The sequence below is a fragment of the Amycolatopsis sp. TRM77291 genome, from assembly GCF_054166285.1.
Genome location: NZ_JBSZHF010000001.1, coordinates 5,847,195 through 5,862,413, shown reverse-complemented (window position 1 = coordinate 5,862,413; position 15,219 = coordinate 5,847,195). Strand labels below are relative to the sequence as shown.

The following is a 15,219-nucleotide window of genomic DNA, read 5'->3' as shown; positions in this document are numbered from 1 at the left end:
CTCGCTTGGTGAAGGCCCCCTTCGTTCGGCTGAGCCGAGGGAAGGGGGCCTTCACGCTGTTCGGGGTCGGCGGGGTCGGCGGGTGGTAGCAAAGGTCCCTTGCTCTCTTTCCGCAGGTGACCGTGTGGATTTCGGGACAGCTGTCGTCCCGGAATCCACACGGTCACGGTGCGGGTGTGTGGAAATAGGGACAGTCAACGTCCCTATCTCCACACACCCTCTCGGGCGGTAGCAAAGGTCCCTTGCTCCCTTTTCGCAGGTCAGGGGCGTGAGGCGGAGGCCACGCTCGCGAAGGCATGTACGCGGGCCGTCTCCGCGGAGCGCGGCCAGACGAGGCCCCACTCGACGTCGGGAGAGCCGGCGAAGGGCACGAAGCGGATTCGCGGGTGGCTGAAGTACTCCCGCGCGTGCGCGGCGAGCGGGCAGATGCCGGCGCCGGTGGCGATCGCGGCGAGCAGTTCCTGAAAGGTCGCGAAGGGTTTGCCCCGGGTCACGAGGTGCCCGGCCGGCGTCAGCCACTGCCGAGGCTCCTCGATCCAGTACGGCTCCGGCGGATGCGCCGCGCGAAGGACGGTGTCGCGGGCGAGGTCGTCGAGGGTCACTGACTTCCGCCGCGCGAAAGGGTGTTTCGACGCCACCGCGAGCACCATCGGTTCGGTGTGCACGACCGGTCCGGTGGTGAGATCCGGCTCGTCGGCCGGAAGCAGGGTCACCAGCACGTCGATCTCACCCGAACGCAGCATCGCCATCGGATCGGCGAAATCGGCTTCGCGGATGAGCAGTTCCGTGTCCGGGTAGCGCTGCCGGAAGCGGTCCAGGAGGTCTTCGATCAGGTCGGCGACGCCGGGTGCTTCGAAACCCAGCCGCAGCACGCCGCCGATCCCGCGCCCGGCCGCGATCGCGCGGTCGATGCCTTCGTGCAGCGCTCGGTAGGCGGGGCCGAGGTCGTCCCGCAGCCGTTCGCCGATCGGCGTGAGCCGGACCCGCCTGCTGGTGCGGGCGAACAGCGGCGCGCCGATCCGGCGTTCCACCTGTTTGATCGTCTGGCTCACCCGCGCCTGCGAGACGTGCAGGCGTTCCGCGGTGCGGCCGAAATGCAGCTCGTCGGCCAGCGCCAGGAAGATCTCGATGTCCCGCAATTCCATAATCCCCAGGTTATCGATACGGCTCGGTGCCGGTCAGCGGGAACCGACTTTTCCGCAGGTCTAGCGGTTTGTCAGGCATTAATTCAAGATATGAATTTACGCACTCCCGGCATGGATGGTGAGTATGAGGAGAATCGCGGTCCAGCTCGCTCTGCTGTTCGTTTCCTGTCTCGCACTGGCCTTGGCGCCGGTGACGGCACAGGCGGCACCCGCGTTCCAGGTGCTGGCCTTCTACAACGGCACCTACGACCCGGCGCACATCAGTTTCGTCAAGGAAGCCAACCAGTGGTTCCCGAAAACCGCTTCGCAGCACAACTTCGGTTACACCGCGACCAATGACTGGAACCGGCTGAACTCGCTGCAACCATCGCAGTACCAGGTCGTGCTGTTCCTGGACGACCTTCCGCAGACCCCGTCGCAGCGTTCGGGCTTCGAGCGGTACGTGAACGCGGGCGGCGCGTTCTTCGGCTTCCATGTGGCGGCGTTCAACACCAATCCGTCCACTTGGGACTGGTACCACAACCGATTCCTCGGCACGGGTGCGTTCAAGTCCAACACCTGGGGCCCGACGACGGCGACGCTGAAGGTGGAGAACCGGCCGCATCCGTCGACCACGCGGTTGCCTGCGACCTTCACCTCGTCGGTGAGCGAGTGGTATGCCTGGAACAGAGACCTGTGGAAGAACCCGGACATCCGGATCCTCGCCTCGGTTGATCCGGTGAGCTTCCCGCTCGGGACCGATCCGAACCAGTCCTGGTACAGCGGGTACTACCCGATCCTCTGGGTCAACACCAAGTACAAGATGCTGTACGCCAACTTCGGGCACAACAAGATGAACTACGAGACGAACCAGCCGCTTTCGTCGACCTTCGGCAGTGAAGTGCAGAACCGCTTCGTCGTCGACGGTCTGCTGTGGCTGGGTGGCTCGAAGACGTCGTAAACCCGGCGCCGGAGGCCCGACCGGGACGTATTTTCCCTGGTCAGGGCCTCCGGCGGTAGCAAAGGTCCCTTGCTACTCCTCGATGGCGCCGCCGACCGCCCGCAGGTGCTGCCGGAACGTCAGCGAAGGCGACTTCGCGCGCTCCGTGAGGAAGTCGGCGAAGCGCACTTGCTCGCGAAGCGACTCGCCGGCGCGGATCCGGTCGGCCTGGAGCCGCTCGGTGTCGCGGATGCCCTCGGCGCGGTCCAGGACCTCGTCCGCCCGGCCTGCCGGGACGAACAGGACGCCGTCCTCGTCGCCGAACACGAGGTCCTCTCGCGTCACCGTCCACTCGCCGACGACGGCCGACTCGAGCGCGTCGTCCGGGCGGGCGGTGACCGAGAGCGGACCGGTCGGGATCGAACCGAGACTGAATACCGGCAGCCCGATCTTCCTGATGTCCGCGGTGTCGCGATGCAGCCCCCAGATGACCACGCCGCTCAGCCCGGCAGCCTCGGCTTCGAGCACCGCGAGGTCTCCGACACAGCTCTCGTCGAGCCTGCCGCCGTTGTCGACGACCAGGACGTCGCCGGGGTTCGCGATTTCGTACGCCTCCAGGAAGACGTCGACGCTGCCGACGTGCCGCGCGGGGGTGACCCGCCCGGCGACGCGGCCGCCGGGCACGACCGCGTGCGTACCGGCGGGCGCGCACCGGACCGGGACGCCGGCGCGGACGCAGCCGTCGGTCAGATGCGCGGTGGTCAGCAGGGAGAACCGCTGCCGAAGCTCCTCGAGATCCATACCCCGACTTTAGCGACACGTGCCCTAGGTAACATCCGTGCAGACCTGTATGTAAGGGGTTGATAAATACAGTCCTGTCTGTATCTTCAGTTTCAACAGCAACGACAAGGAGCGTCGTGGTGGCCAACAAGGTGTACGTCGTCGGCGTGGGCATGACGAAGTTCGAGAAACCCGGACGCCGCGAGGGCTGGGACTACCCGCAGATGGCCAAGGAGTCCGGGACCAAGGCGCTCGAAGACGCCGGGATCTCGTTCGACGAGGTGCGGCAGGCCTACGTCGGCTACGTCTACGGCGAGTCGACCTCGGGACAGCGCGCGGTCTACGAACTGGGCATGACCGGGATCCCGGTGGTCAACGTCAACAACAACTGCTCGACCGGGTCGACCGCGCTGTACCTGGCCGCGGAGGCGATCCGGGGCGGCCGCGCGGACTGCGCGCTCGCGCTCGGCTTCGAGAAGATGCAGCCTGGATCACTCGGCTCGACCTACGACGACCGCGAGCAGCCGATGGGCAGGCACATCCAGGCGCTCGCGGAGATCTCCGAAGTGCTCTTCCCGCCCGCGCCGTGGATGTTCGGCGCGGCGGGCCGCGAGCACATGAAGACCTACGGCACCACCGCCGAACACTTCGCCAAGATCGGCGAGAAGAACCACCGGCACTCGGTGAACAACCCGTACGCGCAGTTCCAGGAAAGCTATTCGCTGCAGGACATCCTGGACTCGCGGATGATCTACGATCCGCTGACCAAGCTCCAGTGCTCACCGACGTCGGACGGCTCGGGCGCGGCGATCCTCGCCAGCGAGTCCTTTGTGGACTCGCACGGGCTGGCGGGGCAGGCCGTGGAGATCGTGGGGCAGGCGATGACCACCGACTTCGCCAGCACCTTCGACGGCACCGCGAAGAACATCATCGGCTACGACATGAACGTCCAGGCCGCCCGCCAGGTGTACGACCAGGCCGGGCTCGGCGCGGAGGACTTCCAGGTCATCGAACTGCACGACTGCTTCTCCGCCAACGAACTCCTGCTCTACGAAGCGCTCGGGCTGTGCGCCGAGGGGGAGGCCGGGAAACTCGTCGACTCCGGGGACACCACCTACGGCGGGAAGTGGGTCGTCAACCCGTCCGGTGGGCTGATCTCCAAGGGGCACCCGCTCGGGGCCACCGGCCTCGCGCAATGCGCCGAACTCACCTGGCAGCTGCGCGGAACCGCGGACAAACGCCAGGTCGACGGCGTCCAGGCCGCGCTGCAGCACAACATCGGACTCGGCGGCGCCGCCGTCGTCACCGCCTACCAGCGCGCCGAGCGCTGATCCCGAAAGGAAGAACCATGGGCAAGATCAGTGCCTCCGTCGAACTCCCGGCCGCTCCCGGCAAGGTGTGGGCGGAGTTCTCCAACCCCAACAACTTCGAGAAGTGGCTGACCATCCACACCAAGTGGAAGGGCGAGGTCCCGGCCGAGTTCTCCAAGGGCGCCCAGGCTTCGGAGGTCGTCACGATGCTCGGGATGCCGAACACCATCACCTGGACGGTCGACGAGTTCGAAGCGCCGTCGAAGCTGGCGATCTCCGGGACCGGGATGGCCGGGGTGAAGGTCAAGTTCGAGCTGTCGGTGGAGGCGTCCGGCGAAGGTTCGCTCGCCAGCATCGACGCGGAGTTCGCCGGCCAGATGATCGTCGGCGCGCTCGGCAAGGCCGTCGAGAAGGACGGCAAGAAGAACCTCGACGCCTCCCTCGAGAACTTCAAGGCGCTGGTCTCGTGACCGAGCGGTTCGACCCCGGCGGGCTCGGCAGGTGGACCGACGAGTCCAGGTTCGAGGTGACCCGTGAGCGGCTGATCGAGTACGCGAAGGCCACCAACGACCCGATCCCGGCGCATCTCGCGGGGGACGTCGCGAGCCCCGTGTTCGCGATCGTGCCGGTGTTCGAGTCGCTGATGGAACCCGCGCTCGAGGTCGTCCCGGTCGGCTTGTTCGGCCGGATCGTGCACGGAGAGCAGGAATTCCGGTTCCACCGGCCGATCCGCCCCGGCGACAAGCTCGTGTCACGGGCGCGGATGACCGGCTACGAAGGCCTGAAGAACGGCACCCGCGGCACCATCCACCTCGAATGCCGGACCGAGGGCGGCGACCTGGTCAACGAGCAGTACGTGACCCTGTTCGTGCGCGGGTTCGACACCGGCGAGACGCGGGGCGAACTCGGGCCGGAGCACAAGTTCGACGAAGACCTGCGTGCGCGGGCGCCGGTGGCGAAGGTCAGCCAGCACGTCGATGACGACCAGACCTATCGGTACGCGCCCGCCGCCGGCGATCCCATGCCCATCCATCTCGACGAAGAGGTCGCGAAGGATTCGGGGCTGCCAGGGATCATCGCGCACGGGCTGTGCACCATGGCGTTCACTTCGTGGGCGTTGCTGACCGAAGTAGCCGGGTCCGATGTGGACAGACTGAAGCGGTTCGCCGTGCGATTCGCCAAACCGGTGCTGCCCGGACAGGACCTGACGACGTCCATCTGGAGCGCGGGTGCCGGGAGCTACGCGTTCGAAACCACCGTCGGCGAGACCGTCGTGATCAAGGACGGCCTCGCGGAATTCGCGGAGTAGGAGCAAAAGCCATGGGAGCACTCGACGGGCGGGTCGCCGTCATCACCGGCGCCGGACGCGGGATCGGCCGCGAGCACGCGCTGCTGTTCGCACGGGAGGGCGCGAGCGTCGTGGTCAACGACCTCGGCGGCGCGAACGACGGCAGCGGCAGCGACACCGGGCCCGCGCAGGAGGTCGTCGACGAGATCCGCGCGGCGGGCGGGCAGGCCGTGGCGAATACGGCCAACGTCGCCGATTGGGCGGGGGCGGAGGAACTGGTCGCGCAGGCGGTGGGCGAGTTCGGCAGGCTCGACGTCGTCGTGAACAACGCGGGCATCCTGCGCGACGCGTTCATCGCGGGACTGGAGGAGTCCCAATGGGATTCCGTGATCGCGGTACACCTGAAGGGGCACGCGGCGGTGCTGCGGCACGCGGCCGCGTACTGGAAGAGCGCGAGCAAGGCCGGCGAACCGGTGGCGGGCTCGGTGATCAACACCGCGTCGGCGTCCGGGACCACGTTGCCGAACGCGGGGCAGGCGAACTACGGCGCGGCGAAGGCGGGTATCGCCGCGCTGACGCTGGTCGCCGCCGAGGAACTGGAACGCTACGGCGTCCGGGTCAACGCGATCGCGCCGATCGCGCGCACGCGGCTCACCCTGGCGACACCGGGCATGGGCGCGATCTTCGCACAGGAGGTCGAGGAAGGGGAGTTCGACGCGTTCTCCCCGGCGAACATCTCGCCGCTGGTGGCCTACCTCGCGACCGAGAAATGCCCGCTCACCGGCAAGGTGTTCGCGGTGCAGGGCGGCGCGATCTCCGAACTCGCGGGCTGGCACGACGTCAAGGTGATCGAAACCGAGGCCGCCTGGGAGATCGACGACATCGCGGCGAGGCTCCCGTGATCGAGTGGTCCGAGACCGAACTGCTGATCAGGGACGCGATCCGCGAGTTCGTCGACAAGGAGATCCGGCCGCATCTCGACGCGCTGGAAAGCGGGACGCTGCCGCCGTACGACATCATCCGCAAGATGTTCGCGTCCTTCGGCATCGACGCGCTCGCGCGGGAATCGGTGTCGAAACTGCTGTCGAAGGAGCGCGGGTCCGGTTCGGGTGGCGGCTTGGCGTTCGGTGGGCAGGAGGCGATGGCGCTCATCGCGGTGAGCGAACTGGCCGGGGTCAGCCTCGGCATCGTCGCCTCGCTCGGCGTGAGCATCGGGCTGACCGCGCAGACGATCCTGACCAAGGGCACACAGGCGCAGAAGGAACGGTGGCTGCCCGGGCTGGCGACGTTCGAGAAGGTCGGCGCGTGGGCGATCACCGAACCGGACTCGGGCTCGGACGCTTTCGGCGGGATGAAGACGTCGGTGCGGCGCGATGGTGACGAATATGTCCTCAATGGACAGAAGACGTTCATCACCAACGGGCCTTACGCCGACACGATCATCGTGTATGCGAAGCTCGACGACGGCTCAGGCCTGCGGGACCGCAAGGTGCTGACGTTCGTGCTGGACAAGGGCATGCCGGGGCTCACGCAGGGCAAACCCTTCAAGAAGATGGGCATGATGTCGTCGCCGACCGGCGAGCTCTTCTTCAGCGACGTCCGGCTCGGGAGGGACCGGCTGCTCGGCGAATCCGAGACCGGCCGCGACGGCGACAGCAAGGCCGAGGTGAAGTCCGGGTTCGCCGTCGAGCGGATCGGTGTCGCGGCGCTGGCGCTCGGGATCATCAACGAGTGTCACCGGCTTTGCGTGGACTACGCGAAGAACCGGAAGCTGTGGGGCCAGGAGATCGGCCGGTTCCAGCTGATCCAACTCAAGCTGGCGAAGATGGAGGTCGCGCGGATCAACGTGCAGAACATGGTGTTCCAGCTGATCGAGACCCTGCGCGCGGGCAAGATGCCGACGCTGGCCGAGGCTTCGGCGATGAAGCTGTACTCGTCGGAGGCGGCCACCGAGGTGGCGATGGAGGCCGTGCAGCTGTTCGGCGGGAACGGGTACATGGCGGAGTACCGGGTGGAGCAGCTGGCGAGGGACGCGAAGTCGCTGATGATCTACGCGGGAAGCAACGAGATCCAGGTGACACACATCGCGAAGGGCCTCCTGGGCCCTCGCGTTTAGTCCTCTGAATGCGGAGGGCGCGGGCGGCGGGGGAGCAAGGGACCTTTGCTACCACGTGGGAAGTCGGCTGCCCCGTGACCGATGGGCTGGCTCGCGTGATCGGGCGGACGGCACGCGTGATTGAGTGGCCAGCTCGCGTGATTGGGGGCGTAACTCGCGTGCGTGGGGGCGTATCACGCGTGATTGGAGGCGGAACTCAGGTGGTGCGTGAGTTCCGGCTCCAATCACGCGAGTTACGGCTTCGAGCACGTGAGTGCGGGGTGGGCGGGGGTTAGTCCCGTTCGATGAGGTGACCGACGACCTCGGGNGCGTGGGGGCGTATCACGCGTGATTGGAGGCGGAACTCAGGTGGTGCGTGAGTTCCGGCTCCAATCACGCGAGTTACGGCTTCGAGCACGTGAGTGCGGGGTGGGCGGGGGTTAGTCCCGTTCGATGAGGTGACCGACGACCTCGGGGCCGGGGTGGGCGTGGCCGGAGCCGTCGCGGCGGACGTCGGCTTCGGGGAGCTCCACCGGGTCACCGGTGCGCGAGGCGCCGGCGGGACGCGGGCCGATCCAGCCGACGACCAGCCGCGTCTCACCCTTGAGGAACCGCTGCGCCCGGACACCACCGGTCGCCCGGCCCTTGGCCGGGTACTCGCTGAACGGGGTCACCTTCACGCTCGCGCCGGTCGCGGTGACGACCATCGGCTCACCGTGTTCGGCGTCGTCGGTGCGGATCGCGCCGAAGAAGACCACTTCCGCTTCACCGCGCACGGTGATCCCGGCCATGCCGCCGCCCTTGAGTCCCTGCGGCCGCACGAGCGAAGCCGGATAGCGCAGCAGTGACGCTTCGGACGACAGGAACGCCAGCGTCTCTTCGCCGTCGGTGAGCCAGGTGGCGCCGACGACCTCGTCGCCGTCCTTCAGGCTGATCACGTCGAACTCGTCCGAGCGAACGGGCCACTCCGGCGCGCACACCTTCACGACACCGTGCTTCGTGCCGAGCGCGAGGCCCGGGGAGCCGGCCGCCTGTTCGCCGAGCGGGGCCAAGCCGATGACGCGCTCGCCCTTCTCCAGCGGCACCAGTTCCTTCGCGGCCATCCCGCCGCGCAGCGACACCGTGCCCGCCTGCTCGGGCAGCACCGGCAGAGGCAGCACATCGGTCTTGAACGCGCGGCCGCGGTTCGTCACCAGAAGCACCTGACCGCGGGCGGTCGAATGGACCACCGCGGACACCGAGTCGTGTTTGACGCGGCCGTTGCGGCGCCGCACCTCCGACGCCTCCTCCGATTCCGCCGCCGTCCGCGCGACCAGCCCGGTGGCCGAAAGGATCACCTGGCACGGGTCGTCGGCGACCTCCAGCGGACCCGACGGCTTCGACGCGGCGAGGACCTCCTTGAGGTCGCCGTCGATCAGCGCGGTGCGGCGTTCGGTGGGGTGGTCCTTGGCGATCTTGGCCAGCTCGGCCGAGACGACCTTCTTCAGCACCGACTCGTCGTCGAGGATCTTCGACAGCTCGGCGATCTCCTCGCGCAGCTTGTCCTGCTCGGCTTCGAGCTCGATCCGGTCGTACTTCGTGAGCCGCCGCAGCGGGGTGTCCAGGATGTACGTCGCCTGGATCTCCGAGAGCTTGAACCGCTTCATCAGGCCGTCCTTCGCGGCCGCGGCGTTCTCGCTCTCGCGGATCAGCTTGATCACCTTGTCGATGTTGAGCAGGGCGATCAGCAGGCCGTCGACCAGATGCAGGCGCTCTTCGCGCTTGCGGCGCCGGTACCGCGTGCGGCGGGTGACGACCTCGTAGCGGTGGCTGAGGAAGACCTCCAGCAGCGCCTTGAGCCCCAGCGTCTGCGGCTGCCCGTCCACCAGCACCAGGTTGTTGATGCCGAACGACTGCTCCAGCGGCGTGAGCCGGTACAGGTCCGCCAGCAGCGCCTGCGGGTTCACGCCGACCTTGCACTCGATGACCAGCCGGGTGCCGTTCTCGCGGTCGGTGAGGTCCTTGACGTCGGCGATGCCGGTGAGCCGCTTGGATTTGTTGACCTCGTCGGTGATCTTCTCGATCACCTTCTCCGGGCCGACGCCGTACGGCAGCTCGGTGATGGTGATGGCCTGACGGCCTCGGCTGCCCTCCAGGGGGCCGGTCTCGGCGCTGGCGCGCATCCGCACCACACCACGGCCGGTCTCGTACGCGCGGCGGACCTCGTCCAGTCCCAGCAGCGAACCACCGGTCGGCAGGTCGGGACCGGGGACGAACTCCATCAGCTTGTCGAGGGTGGCGTTCGGGTGGTTGATCAGCCACCGCGCCGCGCCGATGACCTCGGACAGGTTGTGCGGGATCATGTTGGTCGCCATCCCGACCGCGATCCCGGACGTGCCGTTGACCAGCAGGTTCGGGAACGCCGCCGGCAGCACCGACGGCTCTTCGAGCGAGCCGTCGTAGTTCGGCCGGAAGTCGACGGTGTCTTCGCCGAGCTCGCCGACCAGCAGCATCGCTTCCGCGGACAGCCGCGCCTCGGTGTACCGCGAGGCGGCCGGGCCGTCGTCGGGGGAGCCGAAGTTGCCGTGCCCGTCCACCAGCGGGACGTTGAGCGAGAAGTCCTGCGCCAGCCGGACCATGGCGTCGTAGATCGCCGTGTCGCCGTGCGGGTGGTACTTGCCCATCACGTCGCCGACCACGCGGGACGACTTCACGTACGCGTGAGAAGGCCGGTAGCCGTTCTCGTTCATCGAGTACATGATCCGGCGGTGCACCGGCTTCAGCCCGTCTCGCGCGTCCGGGAGCGCCCGCGAGTGGATGACCGAATAGGCGTACTCCAGGTACGAATCCTCGATCTCCGTCTTCAGCGAGTTGTCGAAGACGTTCGCGCCGGGCTTGTCGAACGCGGAGGGGTCGACCTTGGTGGTGGTGCCCTTACGGCGTGCCATTGCTCAAAGCTCCTTGAATAGCAGCGAAATCAGGCGTCGATGGCTTCGCGGTCGACCCGGTCGGAGGATTCGACCAGCCAGTTGCGGCGGGGTTCGACCTTCTCGCCCATCAACAGTTCGAGCGCGTTCTCCGCGGCTTCGACGTCGTCGAGGGTGATCCGGCGGACCGAGCGGGTGGCCGGGTTCATCGTGGTGTCCCACAGTTCGTCGGCGTCCATCTCGCCGAGACCCTTGAACCGCGGCACCGGCGTGACGATCTGCTTGCCCGCCCGCTCCAGCTCCGCGAACTTGGTCTCCATCTCCTTCTGGGTGAAGGTGAAGTGGGTTTCCGGGTTGCGGCCCTTGGTGACCAGTTTGTGCAGCGGCGGCATGGCGGCGTAGAGCCTGCCGTCCTCGATGACCGGCCGCATGTACTTGGCGAACAGGGTGATCAGCAGCGTGCGGATATGCGAACCGTCGACGTCCGCGTCGGCCATCAGGATCACCCGGCCGTAGCGCATGGTCGACAGGTCGAACGTGCGCCCGCTGCCCGCGCCGAGCACCTGCACGATCGAGGCGATCTCGGCGTTCTTCAAGGTGTCGCCGAGCGACGCCTTCTGGACGTTGAGGATCTTGCCGCGCAAGGGAAGCAGCGCCTGGTACTCCGACACGCGCGCCATCCGCGCCGAACCGAGCGCGCTGTCACCCTCGACGAGGAACAGCTCGCTGCGGGAAACGCCGGTGGTGCGGCAGTCGACCAGTTTCGGCGGCATGGCCGCGCCTTCGAGCGCGGTCTTGCGCCGGGCGGCGTCCTTCTGCTGCTTCTGGGTGAGCCGGACGCGTGCCGCGTCGACCACCTTCTGCAGCACGATCTTCGCCTCGGACTTGGTCTTGCGCTCTTCGGTCCAGGCGCGGATGTGCTTGTCCACGACGCCCTGGATGACGCGGGTGATGCCCGCGGTGGACAGCTCGTCCTTGGTCTGCGAGGTGAACTGCGGCTCGGGCAGCCGGACGTGGACGACCGCCGTCATCCCTTCGAGGACGTCTTCGACGGTCGGCATCTCCTCCTTGGGCTTGAGCAGCCCGCGGGTTTTGGAAATGGCGTCCTGCAAGGCTTTCAGCACCGCGCGGTCGAAACCGCGGCGGTGCGTGCCGCCGTGCACGTTGCGGATGGTGTTGGTGAAGCACTCCACCGTGCGCTCGTAGCCGGTGCCCCAGCGCAGCGCGACCTCGACCTCCGCGTGACGCACCACATTGGACTGCATGACCCCGCTGGCGTCGGCCGCGTTCTCCTTGTACGTGCCCTCACCGTTGATGATCAGCGTGCCGCAGACGGGTTTTTCGCTGTCCGGGGCGAGGAAATCGACCATGTCGGCGAGGCCGTTGGGGAAGTGGAAGGTCTCTTCGCTGATCGAATCGTCGACGGCGGTGCGCAGCACGTACGTGACGCCGGGGACGAGGAAAGCGGTGTTGCGCATCTTCGCGCGGACGCCTTCGACGTCGAGCGCGGCGCCGCTTTCGAAGTAGCGCGAGTCGTACCAGTACCGGATCGACGTGCCGGAACGCTCGCCGCGCTTCATCTTGCCGGTGATGTTCAGCCCGGACTTGCGGGTGAACTTCGCCTTCGGGCCGGGCCCGTCGAACACGCCGGGGACGCCGTGCGCGAACGACATCTGGTGGACCTTGCCGCTCTGCTTCACCGTGACGTCGAAGCGATGCGACAGCGCGTTCACCGCCGAGGCGCCGACGCCGTGGAGGCCACCGGAGGTCTTGTAGCCGGAGCCACCGAACTTGCCGCCCGCGTGCAGCCTCGTCAGTACCAGCTCGACGCCCGACAGACCGGATTTGGCGTGCGTGCCGGTGGGGATGCCGCGGCCGTCGTCGTCCACCTGGACACTGCCGTCGGCGTGCAGGGTGACCACGATCTTCGTGGCGTGACCCGCCACACCTTCGTCGGTCGAGTTGTCCACGACCTCGGAGAACAGGTGGTTGATGCCGCGGCTGTCGGTGGAACCGATGTACATCCCGGGGCGCTTGCGGACCGCTTCCAGACCCTCGAGATGCGTCAGGTCGTCGGCCCCGTACAGGGTCTCAGCAGTCACTGGGTACTTCTCCTGGAGTCATGGCTCGCGAACTAGCTCGTGGAGGTGGTGTTCAACGCGACACCGTACTGGAGGATATCCGTCCCCTCCGACAGCTTCGTCCTCCCGAGCCCCGGGTGTGGCGGATCACGCCGTCCCGATGGCCGGGTCACGGCTGGGGAAAGCGGCTTCCTCCGGGCTTGGATGAGGCGTTATCGTTCCCGGTGTCACACGGTGACGGGGGGAAGAACGTGGCCGTCGGAACCGGTCCCACACGCGTCTCGACCGCACAACGCGTCGTGAGTCTCTGGTATTTCGTGGTGGTCGTCGGGTCGTTCGGCATACTCGCGCTGTTACCGGTGGCGCACGCCGCGATCCGGTTGCGGCGCGCCGTCCTGTGGCTGTTCGTGCTGGGTTATGGCGGTATCGCGGTCGGGATGACGTTCCTGCTGGAGCGGGCGGCGGCGGAGGGCGAGTCGGAGGTGGTGCTCTCGTTCGCCTGGTTCTTCGGCACGATCGTGTTCATCACCGTGGCCTGTGTGCACCTCGCGCTGCTGCGGAGGAAGATCCTCTACCCGCCGCCGACGGCGTGGGTCGAGTCCGGCATGCACTGCGGGTTGTTCTCGATCGACATCGCCGGATTCGGTCAGGTCGGGCGCAGCAGCGAAGTCTTCGTCCAGGTCCGGAGGATGCTCTTCGGCATGCTGGCCGAAGCCTTCGAGACCAGCGGGATCGCCTGGGACGCCTGCCTGAAACGCGATACCGGGGACGGCATGATCGTCGTCGTCCCGCCGCATTTCCCGAAGTTCCGCCTGGTGTATCCGCTCCTCTCACGGCTGACCGCGGAACTGGCCAGGTACAACGTCGCCACCGAGCCCGGCCTGCGGATCCGGGTGCGGGTGGCGATCCACGCCGGTGAGATCACGCTCGACGAGTACGGCGTGACAGGACGGCCGAAGGTGCTCCTCGCGCGGCTGCTCGATTCGAGGGTGCTGCGGGACGCGCTCGCCGAAGCGCCGGACGGGTCGCCCGTGGTGGTGCTCGTCTCGGACCGGTTCCACGAGGACGTCCAGGACCAGGGCGGCCCCGGTCTCGACACGATGAGCTACCGGCAGGTGCTCGTGCACGAGAAGGAGACCGAGGTCCGCGCCTGGCTTCACGTTCCGGACCCGGTGCTCAGAGGGCTGCTGTGAGGACCTCCAGCGCGCTGTGCTGACGGGCGGCGTCGATCTTGTCGACCGGCCCCGCCCAGCGCAGGCCGTGCTGATCGAGCGACGTGCGGTTGTTCGCGATCGTCGCGTTCGCCTGCCGCGTCAGGTAGGCGCGGTACGGCCTGCCCGCGAGCGCCCGGTCCAGCTCGCCGAGCCCCCTGGCGTATGCACCCTTGAAGGACGGCCCGTCGGCCCCGCAGTCACCGGACTCGCACGGATCGCGCAGGATCCCGTTCGAATGCAGCAGTGACGTCGTCGTGGAGGCGTCCGCGAGCCGCCGGGCCGTGGTGAGCAGGGCGGCGTCACCGGTCGCGCGGTTCAGCTCGACCAGCGCGCCGAGGACGATGCCCTGGTTGTAACTCCAGACGGCCTGCCCGTTGTTGGCGCAGGAGGAGTTCAGGCCGTCGTTGACCAGACCGCTCCCGTTGATCATGCCGCTCGCGCGGAACCAGTCCCAGACCTCGCGTGCCCGCGCGAGCTGGAGCGTGTCGCCGGGGAGCCGGTTGTGCAGTGACGCGGCCACCTTGACGTAGAGCTCGTTGGTGACGGCGTTCTTGTACGTCTTCGCCGTCGACCACCAGAGCCCGCCGCCGCAGGTCCCGTCGCGGTAGGAGTACATGTAGTTCGCCGCGATGACGGCGGTGTCGAGGTATCGGCGGTCCTTCGTCAGGTCGTAGGCGCGGATCCAGGCGAGCGCCCACCAGCCGGTGTCGTCGATGTACTCGTTCGTGAAGTTGTCACCACGGTTGCGGTCGAAGGTGTTGGCGATGGCGTAGTGGTAGTTCCGCGAGCCGGTGCGGGTGCTGTAGTCGAGGATCGCGGTGAGCGCGTTCGCCGAATTCCACCAGCCGGTGGTCTGCCAGAGCCCGGTTCCGTTGTCGTAGAACTGCATGAGCGCGGTGGCGGCGGCCTCGGCGCGGGAGTTCGCGGCGACCGTGGTGCGGAACCACGGCGTGCAGGCGATTTCCGGCCGGTTGCTCGCTTTTCCGCAGGCGCGCAGGGCGCCGAAACGGTGGGTGGCGGGGTCGTCGACGTTGAACATCAGGGTCCGCCAGCCGCGTTGACCGGACGGGATCTTCGTATCGCCGATCCGGCTGTCGCCCGCCCAGGTGCGGCCGCCGTCGAAGGAGCGGTCGAGCCAGACCTCGTCGCCGGGGTCGCCGTCGCCGATGCTGCCCCAGCCCATGTCGTCGCCGTCGCTGAGATGCAGTGTGATGCCGCGGCCCCAGACGGACACGGTGCCGGGTCTTCTTTCGCCGGTGGCCAGTGCGGGGTCGCGGCTGTCGCAGTACTTGGCGCAGATCGTCGCCGCGACGGTGGGTTCGGGAGTGGTGGTGGCCGGCGTGAGAGCGAATGTCAACGTTGTCACAAGCAGGGAGGTGAGCCACATGGATTCGAGTGTGGGGGCGGTCACTTCCGGGGCCGATCAAGTCACCCTTTCAGCTCGCGCCGATGGTCTGGAATACTTCTTGCGCGCGTGAGGT

Annotated in this window: 12 protein-coding genes; 7 read left to right on the top strand and 5 right to left on the bottom strand. The window is 67.5% G+C overall.

Translation table 11 applies throughout. The annotated features are described in order from the left end of the window. Positions 1-260: 260 nt before the first annotated feature. Complete coding sequence (locus ACXIZN_RS26855) at positions 261-1,145, bottom strand: LysR family transcriptional regulator (RefSeq protein WP_457957671.1); 885 nt, start codon at positions 1,143-1,145, stop codon at positions 261-263. 124 nt (positions 1,146-1,269) lie between these two features. On the opposite strand from ACXIZN_RS26855, the gene ACXIZN_RS26850 reads away from it, so the two are divergent. Then, positions 1,270-2,085 (top strand): ThuA domain-containing protein, encoded by an 816-nt coding sequence (locus ACXIZN_RS26850; protein WP_457957669.1) that lies wholly within the window; start codon positions 1,270-1,272, stop codon positions 2,083-2,085. Positions 2,086-2,157: 72 nt separating this feature from the next. Here ACXIZN_RS26850 and ACXIZN_RS26845 read toward each other — a convergent pair whose 3' ends face one another. After that, positions 2,158-2,865, bottom strand: a complete 708-nt coding sequence (locus ACXIZN_RS26845) for an RraA family protein (protein WP_457957668.1) — start codon at positions 2,863-2,865, stop codon at positions 2,158-2,160. Positions 2,866-2,981: 116 nt separating this feature from the next. Here ACXIZN_RS26845 and ACXIZN_RS26840 point away from each other — a divergent pair, with 116 nt between their 5' ends. Genes ACXIZN_RS26840 through ACXIZN_RS26820 form a run of 5 tightly spaced genes read left to right on the top strand, consistent with a single transcriptional unit; the run spans position 2,982 to position 7,558 of the window. Continuing rightward, complete coding sequence (locus ACXIZN_RS26840) at positions 2,982-4,175, top strand: lipid-transfer protein (RefSeq protein WP_306856045.1); 1,194 nt, start codon at positions 2,982-2,984, stop codon at positions 4,173-4,175. A 17-nt stretch (positions 4,176-4,192) separates the two neighbouring features. Further along, the gene (locus ACXIZN_RS26835) at positions 4,193-4,624 is read left to right on the top strand and encodes a type II toxin-antitoxin system Rv0910 family toxin (protein ID WP_219145707.1); all 432 of its coding nucleotides are present in this window, start codon (positions 4,193-4,195) and stop codon (positions 4,622-4,624) included. After that, positions 4,621-5,463, top strand: a complete 843-nt coding sequence (locus ACXIZN_RS26830) for a MaoC/PaaZ C-terminal domain-containing protein (protein ID WP_457957666.1) — start codon at positions 4,621-4,623, stop codon at positions 5,461-5,463. The genes ACXIZN_RS26835 and ACXIZN_RS26830 overlap by 4 nt, the downstream gene beginning before the upstream one ends. 11 nt (positions 5,464-5,474) lie before the next feature. Then, positions 5,475-6,344, top strand: a complete 870-nt coding sequence (locus tag ACXIZN_RS26825) for an SDR family oxidoreductase (protein ID WP_126737102.1) — start codon at positions 5,475-5,477, stop codon at positions 6,342-6,344. Next, on the top strand, positions 6,341-7,558 hold the full coding sequence (locus ACXIZN_RS26820) for an acyl-CoA dehydrogenase family protein (protein ID WP_457957664.1): 1,218 nt from the start codon (positions 6,341-6,343) through the stop codon (positions 7,556-7,558). Before ACXIZN_RS26825 ends, ACXIZN_RS26820 begins: the two co-directional genes overlap by 4 nt. Positions 7,559-7,977: 419 nt before the next feature. Here the strand turns inward: ACXIZN_RS26820 and ACXIZN_RS26815 are convergent, their stop codons facing one another. Together ACXIZN_RS26815 and ACXIZN_RS26810 are read right to left on the bottom strand one after the other, a co-directional pair. Further along, positions 7,978-10,464 carry a DNA gyrase/topoisomerase IV subunit A gene (locus tag ACXIZN_RS26815; protein ID WP_457957663.1) on the bottom strand — a complete coding sequence of 829 codons (2,487 nt, stop codon included), beginning with the start codon at positions 10,462-10,464 and terminating at the stop codon, positions 7,978-7,980. A gap of 29 nt (positions 10,465-10,493) precedes the next feature. Continuing rightward, positions 10,494-12,545: a DNA gyrase/topoisomerase IV subunit B gene (locus tag ACXIZN_RS26810; RefSeq protein ID WP_457957661.1), complete on the bottom strand. Its 2,052-nt coding sequence runs from the start codon at positions 12,543-12,545 to the stop codon at positions 10,494-10,496. Positions 12,546-12,823: 278 nt separating this feature from the next. Here ACXIZN_RS26810 and ACXIZN_RS26805 point away from each other — a divergent pair, with 278 nt between their 5' ends. Further along, positions 12,824-13,717 (top strand): hypothetical protein, encoded by an 894-nt coding sequence (locus ACXIZN_RS26805; RefSeq protein ID WP_457957660.1) that lies wholly within the window; start codon positions 12,824-12,826, stop codon positions 13,715-13,717. Here the strand turns inward: ACXIZN_RS26805 and ACXIZN_RS26800 are convergent. Beyond that, positions 13,701-15,125 carry a glycoside hydrolase family 76 protein gene (locus ACXIZN_RS26800; protein ID WP_457957659.1) on the bottom strand — a complete coding sequence of 475 codons (1,425 nt, stop codon included), beginning with the start codon at positions 15,123-15,125 and terminating at the stop codon, positions 13,701-13,703. The two genes, ACXIZN_RS26805 and ACXIZN_RS26800, sit on opposite strands and share 17 nt — an antisense overlap. Between the last annotated feature and the right edge of the window lie 94 nt (positions 15,126-15,219).

Bases quoted from the DNA above. Each gene is read 5' to 3' on its own strand.
- ACXIZN_RS26855 (WP_457957671.1), bottom strand. From the start codon at position 1,145: ATGGAATTGCGGGACATCGAGATCTTCCTGGCGCTGGCCGACGAGCTG.
- ACXIZN_RS26850 (WP_457957669.1), top strand. From the start codon at position 1,270: ATGAGGAGAATCGCGGTCCAGCTCGCTCTGCTGTTCGTTTCCTGTCTC.
- ACXIZN_RS26845 (WP_457957668.1), bottom strand. From the start codon at position 2,865: ATGGATCTCGAGGAGCTTCGGCAGCGGTTCTCCCTGCTGACCACCGCG.
- ACXIZN_RS26835 (WP_219145707.1), top strand. From the start codon at position 4,193: ATGGGCAAGATCAGTGCCTCCGTCGAACTCCCGGCCGCTCCCGGCAAG.
- ACXIZN_RS26825 (WP_126737102.1), top strand. From the start codon at position 5,475: ATGGGAGCACTCGACGGGCGGGTCGCCGTCATCACCGGCGCCGGACGC.
- ACXIZN_RS26815 (WP_457957663.1), bottom strand. From the start codon at position 10,464: ATGGCACGCCGTAAGGGCACCACCACCAAGGTCGACCCCTCCGCGTTC.
- ACXIZN_RS26800 (WP_457957659.1), bottom strand. From the start codon at position 15,125: ATGTGGCTCACCTCCCTGCTTGTGACAACGTTGACATTCGCTCTCACG.